Source organism: Lacibacter sp. MH-610 (assembly GCF_045780045.1).
Classification (GTDB): Bacteria; Bacteroidota; Bacteroidia; order Chitinophagales; family Chitinophagaceae; genus Lacibacter.
In genome coordinates this window covers 51109-74967 of record NZ_CP116002.1, presented here as the reverse complement: position 1 = coordinate 74967, position 23859 = coordinate 51109, and the positions used below count along the sequence as shown (strand labels likewise).

Sequence of the window (23859 nt, the reverse complement as noted above, 5' to 3'; positions counted from 1 at the left end):
TAATTACCATTTCTCTTCATCACTTTCACCTTTATTTCTGAATTGCTGTTTCGTCTTTTGTTTTTCCAATTGGCGGTCAATGATGAGTTGTGCAATCAGCTCACCTGAATTTTCATGCGGCGCTTGTAACATAGCTTTCATCTTTTGTTCATTTACATCAATACGATAGAGATAGAATACCAGCTTTTCAAAATCATTCTTAATAAGATGATTGATGTGTGCGGCAAGTTGTTCTTTTAATTGAGCCAATGCAATATTGCCGGGCAAATCAAGCGCCAGTTCGTTGTTGATGGATTGTATGAGCTCTTCGGTTGCCATCAGTTGAGTTTGTTTTCAATAACTCCCATGCTGAATAAAGCAAAATCATATTTTACGGGGTCATTGGCATCTAAAGTTCGTAAATTATTGGTGAGCTCCACAGCCGCTTCCCAGTCGTCCTGTTTTCGTTGTAGCATACCGAGCTGTCTTGCCACTCTTGAAACATGTACATCCAGCGGACAAATTAAATCTTTGGACTGTATGTTGTTCCAGATGCCGAAGTCAACTCCTTTCTCATCTTTACGCACCATCCAGCGTAGAAACATGTTCAACCGCTTGCAACTTGATTTTTGCTGAGGAGAGCTTACATGTTTTTCGGTACGTTTTAAATGCTCTGTTGAAAAACAATATGCTTTGAAGTAATTCAATCCTTCTTCAACCGTCATTTTCTTTTTCGGAAAGAAAGCTGATTCCAATGATTCGTTTTTTGAATAATGCTGATGAAAGAATGCAATGAAATGATACAAATCTTCAGCTGTAAATGTTCTGTGTTTAAATGACTGCAACCTTTTTAAGTCTGATGGAGAACGATGAAGCACAAATTCAAGCGGCTGCATCTCCATCAACTGCATCAGCTCTTTGCTTTTGTTGATGATAGTGGTTCTGTTGCCCCAGGCAAAAATGGCGGCAAAGAATCCGGCAATTTCAATATCCTGTTGTTTGGTAAACAGATGCGGAACACAAACCGGATCGGCAGGAATAAAAGAAGGTTGATTGTAATAATCAACCTTCGTATTCAATAATCGCTTTAAATCTTTGTTCATTGTTTTACTCCCCTTAAGGGTAGGGCTTATCCTATCGCCTGCTTCAAATCCTCAATCAAATCATCTGCATCTTCAATGCCCACACTTAAACGAATTAATGAATCACTTAATCCGTTCTTAATGCGTTCTTCACGTGGTATGCTTGCATGCGTCATACTTGCAGGATGGTTGATCAAACTTTCCACACCACCTAAACTTTCTGCTAATGAAAAAACTTTAGTAGAAGACAATACACGTTTCGCTTCTTCCACGCTGTCATCTTTCAGTACAAAACTGATCATACCTCCAAAGCCACGCATTTGTGCTTTGGCAACTGCATAACCGGGATGATCTGTAAAGCCCGGCCAGTAAACTTTCCCCACCTTGGGATGTGACTTCAGCCAATTTGCAATCTTCTCTCCATTTTCACAATGCGCACGCATACGCACTGCCAATGTTTTAATACCACGCAGCACTAAAAAACAATCCATGGGTCCGGGCACTGCACCGCAACTTTTTTGGATGAAGTATAATTTTTCTCTGAGTTCTGCATCATTAATCACGAGGCATCCCTGAATCACATCACTATGCCCACCGAGGTACTTGGTGGAGGAGTGCATCACTATATCTGCACCTAAGTCTAACGGATTTTGTAAGTAAGGCGAAGCAAATGTATTGTCAACACATAGCAGTGCGCCCGCTTGTTTGGCAATAACACTGATGGCTTTAATATCAGTGATGTTCATAAGCGGATTAGTAGGAGTTTCGAGCCAAATCAATTTTGTATTAGCCGTAACCGCTGCCTGCACATTGGCAGGATTGGTGGTATCCACATAAATAAATTTCAATCCGAACTTTTCAAACACTTTCATAAACAAACGATACGTACCACCATACATATCACTCGCTGCAATTACTTCATCACCCGGTGCTAATAATTTAATCACTGCATCCGTAGCCGCCACCCCGCTGCTGAACACTAAGCCAAACTTTCCGTTTTCAATTTCAGCACAGGCTTCTTCCAATGCTTTACGGGTGGGGTTCTGGCTTCTGGCATATTCAAAACCTTTGTTTACACCCGGTGCTTCCTGCACATAAGTGCTGGTTTGATAAATAGGTGTCATGATCGCTCCTGTACTCGGATCAGGATGTGCACCTGCATGTATCACTTTTGTATTGAGTTTCATACTTTATAATTTCAACTGCAAATGTGCTTACTTTCAAGTAAATTGAAGTCAATTATTTCATAAAATCACCAGCTGCTCTTATGTATATTAATCGCCGGGTAAATATTCCCCTTATCTGGAAGTTTGCGAGAAAGCCTTTCATTTTCTTTTTGATTTATTCAACAGGTATTACAGCTGCTTATTTTTTTCTCAACTTAAAATTCCTGGCAGCACCCTTTACTCCTGTTGCAATTGTGGGTACAGCAGTGGCTTTATATGTAGGCTTTAAGAATAACTCAGCGTATGATCGTCTTTGGGAAGGAAGAAGAATCTGGGGAAGCATCGTCAACTTCAGCCGGAGCTGGGGCATGATGGTGCTGGATTATATTGATGGTAACCCGGAAGTGAAACGGCAGTTAATCTATCGTCACCTCGCTTTTATTCATGCCCTAAAAAATCAATTAAGAAAAGATACCGTGTGGCATTATCATGGCACTGACAGAAGAATTGTAGAATCACATACAGAGTTTCGGCAGCATCATTTAGATACCGAACTCAAAGTTTTTTTACCGGAAGATGAAGTTACGGAAGCAGTAAAGTACAAAAATGCAGCTACTCACTTACTCAAAAAACAATCTGCTATACTACGTCAACTGTATAACGAAGGAGCGCTTAATGATTTTCGTTTTATTGAAATGGAAAAACTGGTAGTTGAGTTTTATAACCAGCAAGGCGCCTGTGAACGCATCAAAGGCTTTCCGCTTCCACGGCAGTATGCATTTTTCAGTTACGCTTTTACCTGGGTTTTAATCCTGGTATTACCTTTTGGTTTATTAGGCGAGTTTCAAAAAATAGGCGAATGGTCCGTTTGGTTTACAGTGCCCACCCACATTATTGTATCATGGATTTTCAATACCATGGAAAAGGTGGGCGACACCAGTGAAAATCCTTTTGAAAACGGCATCAATGATGTTCCTATGACGGCTATCTGCCGTACCATTGAAATTGACTTAAAAGAAATGCTGGGCGAAACAGATATTCCTGAAAAAATAAAACCGGTAGATGGAATATTAATGTGAGGCTTTTGGTAACAGGCTTTTACAGCATTGGTTATCGTCCCTTGCCACGCTCGTTTCATGGTTCAGCATTTCATGGCAACAATGAAAAGCGTGGCAGCCTGTACTGAGCGGAGCGAATTTATCGCACACATCAAAGCATGTGCCCAAATCATCACATCATCGCCGCTGCTGTTAAATAGCGCCAGTCAAAATTATCTGCTTCATACGCAGTTTTTTTCTGAATCGGTTTATCAAGAACAACTTCGTCAAGAATTTTTTCAGTTACCAGTTTTTTCCGGCTCTCCATAATCAGTTCCTGTAATTGCCTGCTTTGCATCCATTGTTTTTGTGGCGGTTCGTAGCCTGTTTTATCCGTTCGCCAAACAATTTCATCGGGCAAAATATTATTCATTGCTTTTCGCAGTATATACTTTGTAAAACCTCCATGCATTTTAAGGGTGGCAGGAAGTGAGAAAATAAATTCAACCAGTTCATGATTTAAGAATGGAAGTCTTATTTCCCGGCCATGCGCCATACTGTTTCGGTCAGCATAGTGCAGTAATTCTCCCAAACCCTGCTGCATCGTATTGAAATATAAAATATCGTTGAGCTTACTTACCGGTGGTTTGTAAACGGAGTAATATTTATCGTAATGAGCGTGTGCATAATCACGGCTGATGTGCGGGTGTACCAGTATTCTTTTGCGTTCTATTTCTTCTAATTGTGCATTGGCCACTACCGGAAACCAGGCAGCCATATAATTAGCAAAGCCCCTTTGAAAAGGCACTTTATTCTGCTGGAATAAAATACGCTCCTGCATGGTAAAGCCATATCTGAAACGGGCAAACTGTTCCTGCAGGTACCAATGTACATACTTGATATAACCGGCGAGTGTTTCATCAGCCCCCTGTCCATCAAGTAATACAGTTACGTTTTGCTCTTTTGCTAACTGCATTACTTTGTATTGTGCATATACACTGGAGGAATTAAATGGCTGTTCCTGGTGAAAGCATAATTTTTCAAAATCTGCGATGAAACCATCAACATCAGGTTGCACTGTGAACTGCTGCAATTGAAATTGTGATGCCACCAGTTTTGAAAGTGCTGATTCATCTTTTTCAAAGCCGGGAAAGATAGCTGTAAATGCTTGATGACTGTTAACTGATGAATGAAATTTACTGCAGGCAGCAACAATGGATGAACTGTCTAACCCACCGCTTAAAGAAGTACCAACGGTAACATCACTCCGTAGTCTTCTTTGCACACTTTTGTAAAAAAGTTGATTGAATTGTTCTGCAGCATCCGTTTCTGTAATTGAAACGGAGGATTGCTTATCTAAATCCCAGTACAGTTGTACAAAAAGCTCATTGTTGCGTAAACGAAAACCGGCATAATGCCCCGGTGGTATACAAAACACATCTTTGTAAAATGTAAGCGATGGGTCAACAGCATTTTGTGTATGACCGTTTGCCAGGAAGGAAAGCAGCATCATATGATTCCACCGGCGGGGTACACCTGCTGCCCACAAAGCTTTCAGTTCACTTGCAAAAAGCAGTTGTTCACCATCATAGAAATAATAGAATGGTTTTTCGCCAAAGCGGTCACGGGCCGCAAAGAGTTTTTTTTCCTTTTCATCCCAAATGGCAAAAGCAAACATACCGTCAAACAATTGTAAACACTCTTCTTTATAGCAATCATAAGCGGCAGCAATTACTTCTGTATCAGATGCCGTACGAAAGCTGTAACCTTTTTTTATCAACTCATCCTTTAACTCGATGTAATTATAAATTTCACCGTTGTGGATGATGATATATCGATTGAGGTAGTGTAAAGGCTGAGCTGCAGCATCGCTCAGATCAAGAATGCTGAGCCTGCGATGACCCAGGGCCACTGTTTCATTTTCATTGAGCCAAACACCTTCACCATCTGGCCCACGGTGTGCCTGTGCATTATTCATTTGTTCAACCCGCCGGGCTGATACATGTTGTTTGTTTTTTGAAAGAATGCCTGCTATGCCACACATGAACAATGAAAATACAAAGAAGGTAAAGAAATAAAAAACTCCGTCTCAAGACGGAGTTGTAATTGTAAGATTAATGTTGTTACAAACCTATCGGTAATCGTACCACTTCATCATCCCAAGCCATCACAAGATTGAATTGTTTATCGTTCACCTTTTCAAACATCATAGAAAAAGCTTCTGTTAATTCAGCCTGGCGGTAAACAGTACAATCAACACGTACTACATCTTTTGCAGCATCGTATTTAAAAGCGCCCCATATATCAGTTTCAGTATTTAAAATCACGGTCCATTTTTCTTTGTTTTCCAGTGCGTAGAGGGTGTAACGGCCCTTTTTAATTTTTTTGCCGCCGATCTTAACATCACGGAAAAATTCTATTTCGGTGGCTTCATTCGCACCTAAGCGCCATACTTTTCCATCTTCTACGAGTTCACCAAAAACCTTACGGCCATTTTTTTGTGGACGGCTGTACACTACACGTGCTGTAAGAGGTTCTACCGTTTTATTGGGTTGAATACGGAGTATGGGATAATTAACCGGATAATAGCTCATATCCATCGGCGATTTGTCCAGCGGCGGCATTTTAGTACCATTCTGTGCCTGCAAAGCCATGCTGAATACGATGATAAGGCCGGTAAAAAACAATTGTTTCATAACGCTGATTTTTTTGGATGGGCAAATGTACTTCATTAACGTTCAAGGTAGAGACGATCTTATGTGGGCGGAGGATTGCAGCACCGGAAAAAAAGTATTACAACCAAATATTTTAACCTCTTTTCCCGCTGTTTTTAATCACCCTGCCTGCTGCTTCCCAACATCTTTCAGTAACTTTCGTACGGCTAATATTGCACATAATTTCGATCCGTTATGTATAAAGAAGTAACCTATCAATCAGCTGCAGAGGCTTTATCTGTTATCCGGAGCAACCAACGTGTTTTTGTGCATGGCAGCGCCCAAACACCTTTATGTTTATTGCGGGAGTTGGCTAAACAGGCCCCCCGTTTGCAAAATGTAGAATTAACATTCATTACCGTACAGGGTGATATTACCGTAGATAAACCGGAGTATGAAGGCATCTTCAATATCAACTGTATGTTTGTAAGTGAGAGTGTGCGTAAAGCCGTTAATGAAGGCCGTGCTGATTTCATCCCTGTTTTCCTCAGCGATATTCCCGATCTTTTTAAGAAAGGATACTTGCCCATTGATGTGGCACTGGTGCAGGTGAGTCCGCCGGATATTCATGGCTATTGCTCATTAGGTGTAAGTGTTGATATTGCCCGGAGTGCTGTAAACACCGCCAAACATATTATTGCACAGGTAAACCCCAATGTGCCACGTACCCATGGCGATAGTTTGATACATGTGGACCGTATTGATTGTTTTGTTTATTGTGAAGATCCTTTGCCGGAGGTGGACTATGGTGCCAAAGTGAGTGCAGATGAATTACAGATAGGCAAATACATAGCCGAGATGATTGATGATGGAAGCACCCTGCAAATGGGAATTGGTACCATACCCGATGCGGTTCTCCGCTCCCTCAGCAATCATAAAAACTTAGGCGTGCATACTGAAATGTGCAGTGATGGTATTATTGATCTGTTTGAAAAAGATGTGATCAACAACACCAAAAAGAAAATACACCCCTATAAAGCAGTAACAGGTTTTGCAGTGGGTACACGCAGGCTCTATGATTATGTACATGATAATCCTGCATTTGTTTTTCTCGATATTGATTATGTAAACGATCCGCATGTAATCCGTCGTAATCCCAAAGTGATTGCTATTAACAGTGCTATTGAAGTAGATCTTACCGGTCAGGTTTGTGCAGATAGTATCGGTACCATGCAGTACAGCGGTATTGGCGGACAAATGGATTTTATGCGTGGCGCTGCTTTGAGCGAGGGAGGTAAACCCATCATTGCACTTACATCCAGAACAGCAAAAGGTATTAACCGTATTACTCCTTATTTAAAACAAGGGGCCGGTGTGGTTACCACCCGTGGCCATATTCATTATGTTGTAACAGAGTATGGTGTGGCGCATCTGTATGGTAAAAATCTGCGCCAGCGTGCTAAAGCATTAATTGATATAGCCCATCCTGATGACAGGGAAATGCTGGAGCGTGCCAGCTTTGAACGGTTTAAACATTTTCCGGCGCTTTATTAAGTGTGCCAGGCATAATTTTTAAGATTTTGACTTTTATGCTTCCAGCAGAAGTGTTGCCTGTTGCTGTGTATACGTAAACAATTCCGGGAAAAGTTGAGCGTAGCATTCCTGCAAATGATCATAATGCTCTTCAAACAAGCGGAAAGCGGTATCACTTTCTGTTAAGTAAGCTGAACGTCTTACTACACCACCCAGGCTTTTTTCAATACCCCAGCGAAACTGATAGTTGTAAAGCCAGTTTTGTGTTTTCATATAAGGATACATCCGGGCAAAGCGATCGGGAAAAACAGTTTCATAGGCATCAAGTTGCCGGTAGGTTTCATCCGAAAAGAGATGCAGTGTTTGTGGCGTAAAGTGATTGGTATCTGTTGCCAGGAAATGATCAAATACCACATCTACAAACGCAGCAGCATAGAGCCGGTAATGTGGCCTGAACACCTCTTTTGCTTTTTTAGTGGCCGGATGATCATCTGTAAATGTATCAATAGCCCTGTGGAGGGTAATTCCTTTTTGAATGCCAGGCGCATAATCAAACTTCTTTTTGCCCTTTACAAAATCACTAATCATATTGCCTGCTAACAGCTCAGGATGGTTAAAGGAGAGATAAGCATGGGCCAGGTAGTTCATACTGTAAGTTCGGAAAAACCGTTCATCCGCCGTTCATCGGGGCATTAACAAATTTCATTCGGTTTTTGCAGTGTTTTAAGAAATGCTGAAACCCTTTGTCATCAAGGGTTTCATCGAATCAGGCCGGATTTTACAGTTTTATAATTGCCGTTCATACAGCATCAAAAAACCTTAACATCCGTTTATGTGTATTTACTTGCACCGGACCGTAACAAAAAATAGTTTTGATCGTCAATTATCATACATCATTAAACCTTTTTATCATGAAAAAAATGTTTGTTCTTCTGGTGGCCGCTTGTGTAGCCACCGCATCAGTAATGGCAGCACCGCCGTCATCTCCCGTTTCAGAAAAAGCAAAAGCAACCTTTGCCAGCACTTTTAAAGATGCTGCCAATGTGCAATGGACCAGTACAGAAGGCTTATACCTTGTTCAGTTTGAACTGAACAATGAAGACATCAAAGCCTGGATCAGTGAAGAAGGAGAACTGGAAGCTGTTCAACGTACCGTAGACATTAACCGGGTAAGTTTTATGGTGGCTAAAGCTATCCAGGAGTTAGGCCAGGATGTAACGGTTAATACTATTGCCGAAGTAAATCAGTACGGTGAGTTGTATTACCTGGTAAAGGCGGAAACGGAGAAACACCTGGTTACCTACAAAATTTTAACCAACGGTGCTGTTACCAAACTTTCCAAGAAAAAGAAACAGTAACCATCATGGTTGTTTTGGATAAGCCCTCTCCTGTTGAGAGGGTTTTTTAATGATTTCTTAATGGCAATCAGTTACCTTTGCGGCTCTTTCGCAACGTCTCCCGCCCATGGCGGGATCTGAAGGCGGTCACTTTAAAATTTTAAACGATGAACAAAGGACCCGTTTCACAATTCATTCAGCATCATTACCGTCATTTCAACGCTGCTGCGTTAATGGATGCTGCCAAAGGTTATGAAACCCATTTAAACGAAGGTGGTAAAATGATGATTACACTCGCCGGTGCCATGAGCACAGCCGAGCTTGGTATTTCACTGGCCGAAATGATTCGGCAGGATAAAGTACATATCATCAGCTGTACCGGTGCAAACCTCGAAGAAGATGTGATGAACCTGGTAGCACACAGCCACTATAAGCGTGTGCCCAACTACCGTGATCTTACTCCTCAGGACGAATGGGATTTATTGGAAAATCATTACAACCGTGTAACCGATACCTGCATTCCTGAAGAAGAAGCCTTCCGCCGCCTGCAAAAACATTTGCACCGTCAATGGGTGGAAGCTGAAGCAAAAGGCGAACGTTATTTCCCGCATGAGTTTTTATACAAAACAGTTTTAAGCGGCGATTTAAAACAGTATTATGAAATTGATCCTAAAGACAGCTGGATAGTAGCAGCTGCCGAAAAGAATATTCCCATCGTTTGTCCCGGTTGGGAAGACAGTACTACCGGTAACATTTTTGCCAGCTATGTTATTAAAGGTGAGCTACAGGCAAGCACGGTTAAAAGCGGTATTGAATATATGGTTTGGCTGGCTGATTGGTACAGAAAAAATTCAGAAGGGAAAGGTGTTGGTTTCTTCCAGATCGGTGGTGGTATTGCCGGTGATTTTCCTATTTGCGTAGTACCCATGATGTACCAGGATTTAGAGTGGCATGATGTACCGTTCTGGAGTTACTTCTGCCAGATCAGTGATAGTACTACATCGTTCGGTTCTTATAGCGGAGCCGTTCCTAATGAAAAGATTACATGGGGTAAATTAGATATCAATACACCTAAGTTTATTGTAGAAAGCGATGCAACAATTGTAGCGCCCTTGATGTTTGCATGGATTTTAGGTTGGTAACAAAACGGGTTTTGAGTTACTTTCATAATTGAATGTTTATAAAGGGTGATGCAACAGTGCATCACCTTTTATTTTATTTTTATCAAAACAATTTGAATGGATCATATCAATAACATTCCCGTACAGGAACTGCGTCCCGGCTTTTTTGGAAAAATGATTCATGGGGATAAAGGCACGGTAAGCATCTGGGATATTAAACAGGGCAGCACACTGCAAACACATCAGCATGTGCACGAACAGATTACTTATATACTGGAAGGAGAATTGCAGATGAATATAGGTGGAGAAGATTATCTGTTAACGGCAGGATGTTATCATGTAATTCCATCAAATGTACCGCACAAAGCATTTGCTGTTACCGATGTAAAGGTGATTGATTTCTTCAGTCCGGCCAGAGATGATTATCGTTAATCTGTAATACTTATTTTATGTTGCGAAGTAATCAAGCCCTGTGGGTTGTTATGATGATATTTCTCATTGCCGGGCTATCAACAACTGCATCTGCAAATGATTCACTGCGTATTGCAACTATACCACATGCTCTATATTGGGAGAACAAGCCGCTTTCCTATGCTATAAAAGGGAACACACTTACAATCAATGCGGGTGCAAAAACAGATATGTTCCGGGACCCCAACGTAACATATAACACAGATAATGCGCCGAAACTGTTATTTAAAACAACTGAAGATTTTGTACTCATCAGTAAAATTGAACATGCTTTTACCAGTAAATGGGATGGAGGTGCATTGGTTATTAAAGCAGATAGTTTAAACTGGGTAAAATTTTGTTTTGAAAAAGATTATACCGGTACAAGAAGGATTGTATCAGTAGTAACTAAAGATATATCAGATGATTGCAATTCAGTTGCCATGAGTTCAAATACTGCATGGTTTAAAATAGCCAAAGCAGGAAATGTAATTACTCTTTATACCTCATCAAACGGAAATAAATGGCTGTTGGTTCGTCACTTTCAGTTTCATCCGGGAGAAATACAGGTCGGTTTTCTTGCTCAATCGCCCACCGGCAATAGTTGCAGGGTGTTGTTTTCTGAAATAACGTATAAACAAAAAACAATCAGTGATCCGTATAAAGGCGAATGAATAAAGGAGTTACTGTCTGCAGAAAGCAAATGAACTGATTTAAATTAGCATTGCCTGCATCGTCATTACCTACTTTTACACCCGTTATGAATTGGTTAATCAAACTCATCACAGAACAAAGCATCCCTCAAACAGTGATGGTGTATGGTGTGGTGATTGCGTTGGGAATATGGTTGGGCCGTATTAAAATTGCAGGTGTTTCTTTAGGTGTTACATGGATTTTATTTCTTGGTTTGCTTCTTTCTTATCTTGGCATCAACCTTAACCCTGAAACAGAACATTTTCTCAAAGAATTCGGATTAATTCTTTTTGTGTACTCCATCGGCCTTCAGGTGGGGCCCGGTTTTTTTTCATCACTCAAAAAAAATGCAGCCGTTACTAACGGATTAGCAGCAGCAGTAGTGGGAACAGGGGTACTCATTACCATACTCTTCTTTCTTTTTACGGCTACTCCAATCACTACCTTAACCGGTGTTATGAGCGGCGCTGTTACAAACACTCCCGGCTTAGGTGCTGCACAGGATGCTGCCAAAGACCTTCATTTTAATAACGATGCTACCTCTTTTATTGCATTGGCCTATGCGGTGGTATATCCTTTTGGTGTGTTTGCGATTATTCTCTCGTTGCTACTGCTTAAAAAAATATTCAGGGTAGATCTTGAGAAGGAACGGGAGCTGCACCGGAAGCTGGATATCATTAAAAGCAACCGGCCTGTATCTGTACACCTGCAGGTAAGCAATCCGCAGGTGGAAGGGAAACCGCTGCGTACCATTTTTGATTTACTCAAAGAACCTATTGTAGTATCACGGATGTTACAAAACGGTGAAGTGATCACTCCAACACCTCAAACGATTGTTCATAAAGATGATGTGTTGCTTATAGTAGCACATAAAGAACAGGTGCCGGTTTTAAAAATGATTATAGGTGAAGAAGCTACTGTTAACTTGAAAGAAGCACCACAAAGTGAACTTATTTCCCGCATTATTGTGGTTACACAACCTGCTGTTACGCACAAAAGATTGGGGGATCTGGCTGCTTTGCATCAGCATGATTTTACATTAACTCGTTTAAGCCGTGCCGGTGTTGAAATGGTACCGCATGGTGATATTGTTTTACAGTTAGGTGATCATATAAAAGTTGTGGGCACTAAAGAAGGCGTTGAAATGGTTGGTAAGGTATTGGGCAATGAAATGAAACGACTGGATGTTCCTGATATTGCTCCTATTTTCATTGGTATTGTGTTGGGTGTATTGCTCGGCAGTATTCCGTTCTTTGTTTTCAATATGCCCGTGCCGGTTAAAATTGGTTTGGCGGGTGGTCCGCTAATAATTGCTTTATTGCTGAGCCGCTACGGAAATAAAATATACCTCAACCAGTTTACTACCTACAGTGCAAACCTGATGCTCCGGGAGCTGGGTATTGCCTTGTTTCTTGCCAGTGTGGGTTTAGGCAGCGGTCATAACCTGCACCAGGCTTTCAGTGGTGGTAATGCATGGATGTGGATTGGTATGGGCCTCACTATTACCTTAGTTCCTTTGCTGCTTGTTGGGATTGTAGCACATTATGTTTTTCGTAAAACTTATTTTGAAGTATGTGGTTTGCTGGCCGGTGCCAGTACTGATCCTCCTGCATTGGCCTTTGCCAACCAAATGGCAAAGAATGAAGTGGCTAATGTTACTTATGCTACAGTGTATCCTTTAACCATGATCCTGCGGATTATTGCAGCACAACTGCTGGTTTTATTTTTCAGTTGATACCGAAATAAAAAAGGTGATTGCGTCTGAAGCAATCACCTTTTTGCTGAATCAGTAAAACTGCTGATTGTATTTAACGTGTCGGCACATCTGCCAATGATTTGTCTCTCACAAACATAGTATTCCTGTTAGCCGCATCCCATGCTAAGTAAAATACAAGTCTTGTACGCTTCTCATACAAATCATAATTGATTTTATCCGGCGTATCAGATGGTTTGTGATAATCTTTATGAATACCATCAAAAAAGAAAATGATGGGAACACCTTTGCGTGCAAAATTGTAATGATCGCTGCGGAAGTATAAACGGTTAGGATCTTTAGGATCATTATACTTTCTGTCTGTAATGATTTTGATGTACAGGTTATTGATGCTGTCCACATAATTAGTCAGCTCACTACTCAGCTTATCATCACCAATCAGGTACACATGGTTATTACTGTCTGCAGAATTCAACTTATCATCTTTTCTGCCAATCATATCAATATTAATATCCAGTGATGTTTTATCTAACGGGTACACGGGATGATTGCTGTAGTACTCACTTCCCCACAATCCTTTTTCTTCACCACTTACGGCTAAAAATAAAATACTGCGGCGGGGTCCTTTTCCGGCTGCTTTTGCTTTTGCAAACGCTTCGGCCAGTTCCAGTAAGCCTACGGTTCCGCTTCCATCATCATCAGCACCGGGATGAATTTTTCCGCCGATAATACCAACATGATCATAATGTGCAGAAATCACCACCCACTCATCTTTTTTATCAGTTCCTTCAATAACACCTAATACGTTAGAGGCGCTGAGTGTTTGCACGTCTTTATTGAAAGCTACTGTTAACTCCGTGCTGTAAGCTTTTGTTTCCAGTGTCTGTTCTTTTGCTTTTGCAAAATCAGCTTTCAGAATCTGTTCCGCCATTTCTTCTGAAATACGAACCGTTGCAGCCATCTGACGGGAGCGGAATAAGGAGAAGTACATTCTTCCGGCTCTTGGTGAAGGTTGTTTGTCAATTCCTGTTTGTGCAATCAGTACAAGCGCCGGTTGGCGCTGGTATACACGAAACAAATCCTGCTGTGCAGGTGCCTTGGCAAAAAGAACGGTTCTTCCTTTTATATCTGTTACGGTATCACCTTTTGCAAGTTGAATTACCTCACCAATGTACATGGTTGAGGTATTAATACTGTTGAGTGCAGCAGTAAAATCTTTACCAAACACATACGATTTGCCATTAATGCTCATTTGTGCTTCCTTCAACGTGTCTTTGTACAAGGGATAGAATTGTTCAAAGCTTCCGTTGTTGCCCGGTGCAATACCGATTTTTGTAAACTGTTGTTTGAGGTACACGGCTGCTTTACGCTGACCTTCTGTACCTGTTTCTCTTCCCTCCATTTCAGGAGCGGCTACAATAAACAAATGTGTTTGTAAATCAGCAGCGAGAATAGTTTTTGCATACTTCTCGGCTGTTTTGTTTTTCTTTTGTGCAGATGTATGGAGTGCAAGCAATCCGCACAGTACAATCAGTAGTTTCTTCATGCTTTATTTTTAATGGAGGCGAATATAAAAAAGAAATCCCGCCACGGCGGGATTGTTATTTGAATGGTCTTTTATTTATGCACAGGCAATTTTCTTAACCCGGTTTTCATGACGGCCACCTTCAAAGTGGGTACTCATAAAGGTGTTCACCATTTTTTCAGCATCACCCTCCCGAACAAAGCGGGCAGGTATGCAGATGACATTTGCATCATTGTGTTTACGGGCCAGGTCAGCCAGCTCCACGCCCCAGCAAATTGCAGCACGTATGCCCTGGTGTTTATTAGCCGTAATGGCTACACCATTGGCACTGCCGCAAAGCAGAATACCAAATGCTGCTTCACCTTTTTCTACAGCCGATGCAACGGGGTGTGCAAAATCAGGATAATCAACACTGTCTTTTGAATGCGTACCAAAATCCTGAAATGCAATTCCTTTTCCTTCGAGGAAGGAAATGAGTTCTTCTTTGTAATCAAACCCTGCATGATCGCAACCAATCGCCACAGGTTTGTTCATATCAAATGGAAGCATGTTGTTTAATTTATAATTAGATAATGGAGAGCGGGTAATTGAGTTCAAAGGTACTTTATCTGCAGAACAATTTTCATGTATAAATTATTCACTAATCACTACGTACTGCCGGCTCCAACTACTCCCATTCTTTATCTGCTTCCTTCATTTGCCGTTTGTAGATGCGCATACTCAATGCAATGCTGAATTCATACAGTAAATACAAAGGTGCAGTAACCAACATTAAACTGAAGGGGTCAGTAGAAGGTGTAATGATAGCAGCCATAATCAGAATCACTACAAAAGCATACTTGCGGATGTTGCGAAGGGTGTGGGGTGTAAGAATACCTACCCTGGTTAAAAGCATTACCACCACAGGCAATTGAAATAATAACCCGATACCTACTGTGAGATAAATCAGGTTTTCAAAATAATCACTGATGGTGGGGCGAAACTCAATAAGGGCACTCAATGAATAATTGCTGTAAAAATTTACCATGAACGGTGTGAGCACATAATAACCAAATGCTACACCCATAAAAAAAAGGATGGATACCCATGCAATAGCACCACGGGTACCTCTCTTTTCTGTCGCACTCAAAGCCGGACGTACAAACTTCCAGATTTCCCAGAACACATATGGGAATGCAATGATGAACCCACCGGTAAATGCCACTGTAAACGTCATGAGGAATTGCTCCGTCATGGCGTTACTCATAAATTTTATGGAAAAATCCTGGAGACAAAGATCCTGTACCCCAAGTTTGTTGCCCAGTGCACACAACCATTTATAAGTGATAAAATCATTGTGCACAGGACCCATCAGCACCTTATCAACAACAAAATCAATATTAATAAAAACGACAACCGCTCCAACCAGGATGGCAATTACGGCACGGATCACATGCCAGCGAAGCTCTTCCAGGTGGTCAATAAAACTCATTTCGGCCTGCTCACTGGCAGAGCGGCCACGGATGCGTTTGAAAAGAGAGCTTGTTTTGGAACTTGTTTCTGCCACGGCTGCAAAAATAACTGATTTGCCATGAGTCAAAAAAGAAAGTCCCGCCACAGGGCAGGACTTTCTGAAATGCTGAAAGCAAGGTATTATTTTACAGCCAATGCTTTATCAATCATAAACAACAGCATACTACGGTGTGCTCTTGTTTGCTCATTGGGCGAAACAGCCGTTGCCAGCATCGCCCTGATTTTACGCAGGGTGCTGTAAGCAGCGCTTCTGGAAGCATTATCATACCCGGTTTTTGATTCCAGGATGCTGATGGCACCTTTTACAAACTCTGTTTGCAGGTTTTGGCGGTAAAGATTTACAGCGCCGGTAATATCAGCTTTAAAAATGCCATTGGCCAGGTCAGTCATTACATCAGCTACAGAATACGTATTACCATATAAACCACTGTTGTTAATACGGGATAAGGTAACACTGTTGAGCATGCTTTGTAACGCAACCACCTGGTTGCTTAAAATAACATTCTGTGGTTTGGGGTCTTCTGTGTTGCCAAAGAAATTATAACCACGGCGTTGCAACTGCAGGTACTGGAACAGTTGTGCATCGGCATCATATGCATTGGGTGCAAATACATTCTTAACCAGTAAGTCCATGGCTTTCTTTTGATAAGCAACAGGCACCACTGTAAATGGCTTGCTGTTTGGGTTTTGACCAATCACACTTCTGTCAACATAAACACCGCCAATATAATTGGCAACAGCCTGAATCATACCACGGCGTTCAAAGTTCAACATGCCATAACGGCCACGGATGCCGGCATAAGTTTCACCGTTCTTGCCAAACTTAGCAACGAGCTTGGAGATGGTGAGGTTTACAAATTTGAAACGGTCTTCAGCATAAGCAACCATATCGCTGCTCATATCATTCACCATTACACGTGGATCAATACCATTGCCGATGCCACGCATATCATCTGCATCATTTCCAAAAGTGAGATAAGGCTCATGGCTGCGGGCAGCGATAGTGCTCAATTTGCTTTCTTCTTCAGCAGGTGAAAATTCACGGTACCCGTATTCAATAGCCCACAAATCATAAGGACCGGGTTTGGTAGTATAATAATCACCTTGTTTGCTCTTGTCGCTATGAACGTTTACAGCAGGATAATCCATTACACTGCCCATTAAACCGATTTTTGAAGTAATGGCTTTGTTATGTACTTCAGCAGGCGAAAGAATTGAGCTGGCTTTCATGTTATGGTTCAAACCAAGTGTATGTCCCATTTCATGTAACACCAGGTAATACAAGAACTGGCGGTGAAATTCTTTTTCATCTTCTGCGCTTGCACCGGCTACCTGCGCCATGGTAAAACCGGCAACATGTTGCTGCATTACATATTTACTGATGTTGCAGTTTTTCCAGTGATCGTGCATATTAGAAGGCAACATTTTTTCAAATTGTTCTTCCTGGCTTAATTCGCTGTTGCCATTGGTCGCAATTCGATCAGTGTACAATGCATCACCGGGCCAGATAGCAGCGGGCTTCCATTCAATGGTAATATCAGCACCGAGGATCTGACCGGTTTTTGGATTCACAAAGCTTGGCCCGATGGCTCCGTACGGAGGATAAGGAGAAGATACCCATCGGATCACATTGTAACGGATATCAGCGGGATCCCAGGTGGCATCATCCGGCATAATCTTCATCATCACTGCATTTTTAAAACCTGCTTTCTCAAACGCTTCATTCCATTTTTCACCGGCAGCTTTTACAATTTCACGGTATTCCACCGGTGTGGTATTTTCCACCCAGTACACAATCGGTTCTACCGGCTCACTCAAAGCAGCACCCGGATCTTTTTTCTTGAGGTGCCAGCGGTTGATCACATCTTTATACGGAGTAAAGGAATTAGCAGTAAGATCATCTACTTCCTGTGTAAAGAAACCAATGCGTGGATCATCACGGCGGGGACGATAATCGTTATTGGGCATTTCAATAAATGAATGCTGTAGTTTAATGCGAACATAACGGGCATCTGTAATGTCTTTGCCACCCTGGTTAAACGGAACGGGATTATCATACGCAAGATCAACGATTACGTCTGTATTGTTTGGATAAGAACGCAAACCGCTTACCTTACTTTTAGAAGGATTAAAACCACCCAGGTTAAAAAACAGGAACGATGGAACGGTAGGCGGGAAGATGGGTTTTACCGGATCCAGCTTATCACTCATAAACAATTGGTCTACGCTGATGAGGTAACCGGTGGAATCTTCAATGGAAAATTTATCCGTATAAAAAACCGCATCGGCCACATCCACATTCGCCGCTTTGCTGATGGCATTTTTACCATCGTAATAAAAGTTTGTATTAACCAAGGCAAATTCAATCTTATCAAATGACCTTCTTATTTTAAATACCAGTGTAGAGCGGATCATGTTCTGATGTAAAAACAAACTGGTGGGTCCGCTCAGCGAAAAACTCTGGTAAATAAATTCTTTGTTGAGCTGATCTTTACGTACATACATCTGTACACCACCGGTAACCGTATCCTGGTACACAGTAAATAAACCGGCGTGCTTTTTACTGGTTTTTACTTTGTCAGCCACTCCGGGTTTTGGGGGTGCTTTCTTGGTTGTGTCAGCAGGAGGCGGTGTAACAGCACCATTTTTGGGTGCTTGCGCCATTACCTGCGATGCTGTAAGGAGCATAGCTGCAGACAGCATCTTCAGTGCAAATTGTTTGTTCATAATTGTGATGAGATTTAATTTCAATAGAAAGTTATTATTAAAAACGAATCTTCCCGTAGGATGTGGACAGGCGGTAAAGAGCAGGTTTTGATGGGGCGGTATTAATTAGTGAAGCACTTTCATTTTTACTGTTTCAATACGGGTTTCATTAACGGTAAGAATATCAAATTCATAACGGTCAATAATAATCCGTTCCTTGGCTTCAGGTATTGTTTCGTGGTGTTCAACAATATAACCGCTGAGTGTTTCGCTTTCTGTTTCTTCTTCAAACTCCAGGTTATATTTTTCTGAAAGATAATCCAGTTCCAGTCTGCCGCTGAAAATAAATTCTCCTTCGGCTAATTGTTTTTCAACAAACTCTTCGGTATCATATTCATCCTGTATTTCACCAAAAATTTCTTCCAGCAAATCTTCCATCGTTACAATGCCACTGGTACCTCCAAATTCATCCACCACCCAGGCAAGGCTTTTACGTTCTTTGGTAAACTGATTGATGAGGTCTGTTACACCCATGCTTTCAGGTACTGCAGGTATGGGGTGTAAAATAGTTTTGATATTGGAGGGTTTGCGAAACAGATCCAGCTGGTGTACATAACCAACAATAGTATCAATCGTTCCTTCATAAACCACGAGGCGGCTGAGTTTGGTATCACTGAACTTTTGTGTAAGCTCAGCAATAGAAGCAGTAGCTTCAATACCAATAATTTCTTTACGGGGTATTAAACATTCCCGAACCTTTACACCCGGCAGACTTAATGCATTTTCAAACAACTCAGTATTGAGTTCCTGTGTATCATCATCATTATCCCGGCTCTGCTGAATAAAATGTTCCAGGTCCATGCGGTTAAACGCTTCTTTACGATCCTGGATGCGTACATCAAACAAATATTTAAGAATCCACTCACTGATGTTTACAAAAACAGAAGCTACCGGTGCATACAGACTGTAAAAGAAATGAATACTGCGTGCAAAAAAGCTCAACACACTGTTGCTCCTGGCACGGAAGAAAGCCATAAAGCTGAATGCCGTTACCAATACAATTAGCGTAGTAACCGTTAACTCCAGAAACAAACGGAGGTATTTGTATTGCAGTACAGAAGGTAGTTTTTTCCAGAGCGGATCAATAATGCCATGTACCAGCAAACCATACAATACCATTGAAATAGTAAGCCCTACCAATGTAGAGCCGATGAAACGACCGGGCTGCTCAGCAAAAGCACTGAGGATTCGTCCGCTGGCAAGACCCTGCTTCTTTTTTAATTCTACTGAGAAACGGTTCATACTGGCAAAAGCCGTTTCCAGCCCGGTAAAAAAACCGATGAGCAGTAAACAAAATGCAATGCCGCCAAACAGGAACCAGTTCATATCTTTAAAACTAAAGGATTTACAACGAATTGCCAACTTGTGTTATGCTTCCAGGAACCGGCGCACAAACACTTCGGCTTCAGCGCAGGCACGGCTGAGGTCGTCATTAACAATCACTTCATCAAAGGAATGGGAAAAAGATATTTCATAAGCTGCTTTGTTAATTCTTGCCTGCAAAGATTCTTCTGTTTCAGTACCACGGCGTACCAAACGTTTTTTTAACTCTTCAATGGAAGGAGGTTCAATAAAAAGTGCCAATGTTTGTCGGGGAAATTGTTGCTGCACATGAATAGCACCTTTTACATCAATATCCAGTACGGGCACCTGGTTGTTTTGCCAGATGCGTTGCAGTTCTGATTTTAAAGTGCCGTAATATTTCCCTTCATACACCATTTCCCACTCTATAAATTCATTGTTTTGAATTTTTTGCTGAAAGTCTTCTGTACTCAGAAAATGATAATCCACACCGTTGGTTTCATGGGCACGTGGAGCACGTGTTGCTGCCGAAACGGAAAAAGCCAATTGCGGAAACAACTTCATTAAGTATTTGGTAATGGATGTTTTACCGGCACCTGATGGCGCTGTTATGATGAGTAGTTTTCCGTTCAAATTCTCTTGCATGGCGCAAAGAAACGGAATTCAGAGAGAATAGATAAGCGGGTGGTGTAACTGATGTATTTGAAACAAGTTCAGCAGCCGTTAACGGGTAGCGGCTGCTGAAATATGATACAGTTGTTTTTTTTATGCATGCATGCGGCTGAATACAATACCTGCGAGAGTGCCTTGCACAAAACCATACAGCAACCAGGTACCTACCACCGTAATAGAAACATCAATAGCGCTGTAAATAATAATCATAGCAGGTAAAGTGGCCACAATCAGGTAAATCAATCCCATTTCAAGGCCTTGCACCAGCCAGTTACCATTGAGTACTCCTTTAAACCGGTTCCAGAACCAGGCCAGTGCAAAAGCCAGCACTACCGGGTGTACAAAGTAGAACAGGTTGCGGGTTTCATCATTTACAAAAACTGGTTTGTAATATTCTTCTGCCACGGCGGGCATAATTACCGGCAGTAATTTAATAGAAAGAAAAGCAAGGCCCAGCAACACTGATGCTGCAACAAGCCCGGAACTGATGATCTTGTTCATAAAATGTAGTTTGATGATTTCAGTTAATTCAAGAGAATCAACCGTTTAAATACGGGCGAAAGATAGACGGGTGCAGCAGCTGTGGGAAGAATAGCGGTAAGAACCAGTGCTGATACTCGTCAGCCATAAAAAAAGCAGGGCCCGAATAGACATTCAGGCCCCTTTTTGCTTACCTCTGAAACCACAAAAAACCTGTTTAACCGGTGTGGTTATCCAGGTTTAGATATTTAAATGAGTTCTCTGTAAAAGTTGTTTAAAGGAAAAGGATTTCAGGCAAACAGAAGGGCATGGATGTTATTCAAGTAAGCGATAATGGATGGCTAAATGTAAGGCAGCCCGGTGAAAAATGCAAGGAGTTTTAAAAATAAGCGGTTACTCACGGTTTCGTTAACTCTTTTTGTGCCAGCCGGAGCGCTTTGTTTTTTTTGTATTCATACCATGGTTTGGGAGCTGTTTTTTTCATCAACGTATCAATGGAACGCATACCAAATAAATTCCATACACCTTTGAGTTTGGGACCAATACCCTGTTGTAACGCACGGAGGCTCATGGCAAAACCACTTTCCAGGTATTCCATATGATGCCAGTAACCGGCGGGCATAAACAAGGTATCTCCATGCTCTAAGATTACTTCATAACCGGTTGCTTTTTTCAATGCCGGGAAGGCTTCATAATCAGGTTTGCCGTTGTGTTGATGATAATTACTGAAATCGGCCAGGCTAAGCACTTCAAAGGGTTTGCGGTATAATTTGTATTGTTCTGCATAAGGAAAGAGGAGCACTCGTTTTCTTCCGGCAAACTGTGTGTGCAGGATATGCGACAGATCAATATCAAAATGCATGTGTGTAATGGAAGTGGCACCGCCCACAAACAGCATCGGGTATTTTTTTACAAAGCCCTTCATGTATTCTTCCGGCCAGGTAAAGTCGTTCACCAGTTGCGGCGCATGATCAAAAATGTTGAAGAGAAAAATGCGCCATCCTGCCGGACCCTTTGCAATCATATCTACATACGCACCAAAGGTGGTGTAATCATCCGCCGTATTGATGGGTGTGTAGGCATCACTTTTTACATTATTATAGATGCCCACTCTTTCATTGCCCACCATTTCTTTAAAGTATTGCCAGTTCCACTTTTCATAAGCAGGCCATTGTTTGGCAAGCGAACGTATCACCACCGGTTTTTGCTGCCGGTAATAATCGTTTCTGAACTGCTGCGCATGGATGGTATCAAATGTATCAACAGGATGAAGGTTCATGGCTGGTTGTGCAAGTAGGAGCAAATATAAAAACTGCTTTTTCAATAATATAGTAATGAATTTATAAAATGTAAAACCTGTACTTTAGTGCATGCTCTTGCATATTCATCCCATAAACCCGCAACCACGGCAAATTAAAACGGTGGTGGAATGTTTGCTGGATGGTGGAGTGATCATTTACCCCACTGATACCATTTATGGTTTGGGCTGTAACATTTTTCAGCATAAAGCAGTGGAGCGTATCTGCCGTATTAAAAACACTGATCCGCATAAAGCCAATCTTTCTTTTATCTGCGATGACCTGAGCGACCTGAGTACTTATACCAAACCATTGGCTACACCCATCTTCCGGTTATTAAAGCAATACCTGCCCGGTCCTTATACGTTTATTTTACCGGCCAGTAAAGAAGTACCTAAACTATTGAAGACAAAAAAAGATACCATTGGTTTGCGTGTGCCGGATCATGCCATTGCCAATCATATTGTAAAAGAGCTGGGACATCCCTTGTTAAGCGCTTCGCTTCCGGGTGATATGGTAGAAGAATACACAGACCCTGATTCCATCTTTGACAAATTTGGTAAGCTGGTGGATATTGTGATTGATGGCGGCATTGGTGGTATGGTGCCTTCTACCATTGTGGATTGTACCGGCGATGAACCCGTTGTAACAAGAGAAGGGCTTGGGGAGTGGTATGAGTGAGGAGAATTAAAACGGTATCAGGTAATCCTGAAAAACATTTGTGATGGCTTGTTTGCATTCATGCACAAGAAGCCTACGCACATAGCTACCCATCATTCTTGCGCCGGGCATACTGTTATTTAAAGAGAAGGTACTTGGACTTTTGGGGCAAAGGCCTCAAGCACAAGACCTATCTGACACATCGCCTGTGAAGGCGCATTATGGGCACTCGACTAAGGAAGTTTTACATATTGTGATTTATCCAAAGAATGATTTTTTTCTCAGGTGAGATTAAGTAAAAGTCAGTGCTTCCTTTCTTAAAAGAGTAATATGAACCTGGTTTATTTGCGATTTCCCTAATAAAACTTTGCTTGTCAATAATTTCTTTATCCCATCCAGCGTAAGTAGGAGTTACAAACATTAAAACTTCCTGGTCTTCTTGTTTTACTGGAGTTTTTTGCCATTTTACTGAAGCTATTTGTCCTAAAGGAAATTTTTGAAAAAAGTCTTCTCCCGGATTTTTAAAATAGTTCGCTATTTCAGAACTTAAATTATAGATCTCAAGTGTATAACCTTCTCCACGAATACCCAATTCATCAAATCTGTAGTTGTTCCAGCTCCAAAATTTTTTACCGGTAAGTTGTTCTGTTTTATTTTTAAAATCATTAGTAAGTGAAAAAGGCAGAATTCGTAGCTCCCACATAATAAAAAGCGATAAAAAGAGAAAGAGAGTAAGGTTTAAGGTAAAGGCCCTTTTATAACCTTTCTTTAAAAGCTTAATGATTCTATAAAGCCAGTATATAAATATAGCAATCAATAATAAAAGTGCTAATCCCAATAACAGGTATGCTTCCATATAATAAATTAAATAAATTATC

23 protein-coding genes are annotated in these 23859 nt (G+C 41.4%); 8 read left to right on the top strand and 15 right to left on the bottom strand.

From position 1 onward, the window contains the following. Positions 1-3: 3 nt before the first annotated feature. From PDL71_RS00350 to PDL71_RS00340, 3 genes are read right to left on the bottom strand one after another with little or no spacing between them, the layout of a single operon-like run. Positions 4-318, bottom strand: a complete 315-nt coding sequence (locus PDL71_RS00350; RefSeq protein WP_407523991.1) for a hypothetical protein — start codon at positions 316-318, stop codon at positions 4-6. Further along, positions 318-1082 carry a TIGR02757 family protein gene (locus PDL71_RS00345; protein WP_407523989.1) on the bottom strand — a complete coding sequence of 255 codons (765 nt, stop codon included), beginning with the start codon at positions 1080-1082 and terminating at the stop codon, positions 318-320. The genes PDL71_RS00350 and PDL71_RS00345 overlap by 1 nt, the downstream gene beginning before the upstream one ends. A 26-nt stretch (positions 1083-1108) precedes the next feature. After that, positions 1109-2248: a cystathionine gamma-synthase gene (locus PDL71_RS00340; RefSeq protein WP_407523987.1), complete on the bottom strand. Its 1140-nt coding sequence runs from the start codon at positions 2246-2248 to the stop codon at positions 1109-1111. A gap of 80 nt (positions 2249-2328) precedes the next feature. Between PDL71_RS00340 and PDL71_RS00335 the strand changes: the two genes are divergently transcribed. Beyond that, on the top strand, positions 2329-3306 hold the full coding sequence (locus PDL71_RS00335) for a bestrophin family protein (protein WP_407523985.1): 978 nt from the start codon (positions 2329-2331) through the stop codon (positions 3304-3306). Positions 3307-3457: 151 nt separating this feature from the next. Here PDL71_RS00335 and asnB read toward each other — a convergent pair whose 3' ends face one another. Together asnB and PDL71_RS00325 are read right to left on the bottom strand one after the other, a co-directional pair. Then, on the bottom strand, positions 3458-5308 hold the full coding sequence (gene asnB, locus PDL71_RS00330; protein WP_407523983.1) for an asparagine synthase (glutamine-hydrolyzing): 1851 nt from the start codon (positions 5306-5308) through the stop codon (positions 3458-3460). Positions 5309-5387: 79 nt separating this feature from the next. Then, the gene (locus PDL71_RS00325; protein ID WP_407523981.1) at positions 5388-5960 is read right to left on the bottom strand and encodes a DUF2911 domain-containing protein; all 573 of its coding nucleotides are present in this window, start codon (positions 5958-5960) and stop codon (positions 5388-5390) included. Positions 5961-6173: 213 nt separating this feature from the next. Between PDL71_RS00325 and PDL71_RS00320 the strand changes: the two genes are divergently transcribed. Next, positions 6174-7472, top strand: coding sequence for an acetyl-CoA hydrolase/transferase family protein (locus PDL71_RS00320; protein ID WP_407523979.1), 1299 nt, complete (start codon positions 6174-6176; stop codon positions 7470-7472). A gap of 33 nt (positions 7473-7505) precedes the next feature. Here the strand turns inward: PDL71_RS00320 and PDL71_RS00315 are convergent, their stop codons facing one another. Then, positions 7506-8099 (bottom strand): ACP phosphodiesterase, encoded by a 594-nt coding sequence (locus tag PDL71_RS00315; protein ID WP_407523977.1) that lies wholly within the window; start codon positions 8097-8099, stop codon positions 7506-7508. 263 nt (positions 8100-8362) lie between these two features. Between PDL71_RS00315 and PDL71_RS00310 the strand changes: the two genes are divergently transcribed. From PDL71_RS00310 to PDL71_RS00290, 5 genes are all read left to right on the top strand, one after another. Beyond that, positions 8363-8809: a hypothetical protein gene (locus PDL71_RS00310; protein WP_407523975.1), complete on the top strand. Its 447-nt coding sequence runs from the start codon at positions 8363-8365 to the stop codon at positions 8807-8809. 146 nt (positions 8810-8955) lie between these two features. After that, complete coding sequence (locus PDL71_RS00305) at positions 8956-9930, top strand: deoxyhypusine synthase family protein (protein ID WP_407523973.1); 975 nt, start codon at positions 8956-8958, stop codon at positions 9928-9930. A gap of 96 nt (positions 9931-10026) precedes the next feature. Beyond that, entirely contained in the window at positions 10027-10341 is a 315-nt protein-coding gene (locus tag PDL71_RS00300; protein ID WP_407523971.1) for a cupin domain-containing protein, read from the top strand. A gap of 50 nt (positions 10342-10391) precedes the next feature. Then, positions 10392-11033: a DUF1349 domain-containing protein gene (locus tag PDL71_RS00295; RefSeq protein WP_407523969.1), complete on the top strand. Its 642-nt coding sequence runs from the start codon at positions 10392-10394 to the stop codon at positions 11031-11033. 86 nt (positions 11034-11119) lie between these two features. Further along, positions 11120-12787, top strand: a complete 1668-nt coding sequence (locus PDL71_RS00290; RefSeq protein WP_407523967.1) for a putative transporter — start codon at positions 11120-11122, stop codon at positions 12785-12787. Between the two features lie 73 nt (positions 12788-12860). Here the strand turns inward: PDL71_RS00290 and PDL71_RS00285 are convergent, their stop codons facing one another. The 8 genes from PDL71_RS00285 to PDL71_RS00250 all read right to left on the bottom strand — a co-directional run bounded on the left by PDL71_RS00285 (position 12861) and on the right by PDL71_RS00250 (position 22302). Beyond that, positions 12861-14312, bottom strand: coding sequence for a M28 family metallopeptidase (locus PDL71_RS00285; protein WP_407523965.1), 1452 nt, complete (start codon positions 14310-14312; stop codon positions 12861-12863). 75 nt (positions 14313-14387) lie between these two features. After that, positions 14388-14840, bottom strand: a complete 453-nt coding sequence (rpiB, locus tag PDL71_RS00280; RefSeq protein WP_407523963.1) for a ribose 5-phosphate isomerase B — start codon at positions 14838-14840, stop codon at positions 14388-14390. A 118-nt stretch (positions 14841-14958) separates the two neighbouring features. After that, complete coding sequence (gene tatC, locus PDL71_RS00275; protein ID WP_407523961.1) at positions 14959-15837, bottom strand: twin-arginine translocase subunit TatC; 879 nt, start codon at positions 15835-15837, stop codon at positions 14959-14961. An 86-nt stretch (positions 15838-15923) separates the two neighbouring features. Then, the gene (locus PDL71_RS00270) at positions 15924-18530 is read right to left on the bottom strand and encodes a zinc-dependent metalloprotease (protein WP_407523959.1); all 2607 of its coding nucleotides are present in this window, start codon (positions 18528-18530) and stop codon (positions 15924-15926) included. A 105-nt stretch (positions 18531-18635) separates the two neighbouring features. Then, positions 18636-19895, bottom strand: a complete 1260-nt coding sequence (locus tag PDL71_RS00265) for a hemolysin family protein (RefSeq protein WP_407523957.1) — start codon at positions 19893-19895, stop codon at positions 18636-18638. A 42-nt stretch (positions 19896-19937) separates the two neighbouring features. Beyond that, positions 19938-20516, bottom strand: coding sequence for a guanylate kinase (gene gmk, locus PDL71_RS00260; RefSeq protein ID WP_407523955.1), 579 nt, complete (start codon positions 20514-20516; stop codon positions 19938-19940). Positions 20517-20636: 120 nt separating this feature from the next. After that, the gene (locus PDL71_RS00255) at positions 20637-21044 is read right to left on the bottom strand and encodes a hypothetical protein (RefSeq protein ID WP_407523953.1); all 408 of its coding nucleotides are present in this window, start codon (positions 21042-21044) and stop codon (positions 20637-20639) included. Positions 21045-21420: 376 nt separating this feature from the next. After that, entirely contained in the window at positions 21421-22302 is an 882-nt protein-coding gene (locus PDL71_RS00250; protein ID WP_407523951.1) for a cupin-like domain-containing protein, read from the bottom strand. Between the two features lie 91 nt (positions 22303-22393). Here PDL71_RS00250 and PDL71_RS00245 point away from each other — a divergent pair, with 91 nt between their 5' ends. Then, positions 22394-23002 carry an L-threonylcarbamoyladenylate synthase gene (locus PDL71_RS00245; protein WP_407523949.1) on the top strand — a complete coding sequence of 203 codons (609 nt, stop codon included), beginning with the start codon at positions 22394-22396 and terminating at the stop codon, positions 23000-23002. A 223-nt stretch (positions 23003-23225) separates the two neighbouring features. Here PDL71_RS00245 and PDL71_RS00240 read toward each other — a convergent pair whose 3' ends face one another. Next, a complete protein-coding gene (locus tag PDL71_RS00240) occupies positions 23226-23837 on the bottom strand; it encodes a hypothetical protein (RefSeq protein ID WP_407523947.1) in 612 nt (203 codons plus the stop codon). Between the last annotated feature and the right edge of the window lie 22 nt (positions 23838-23859).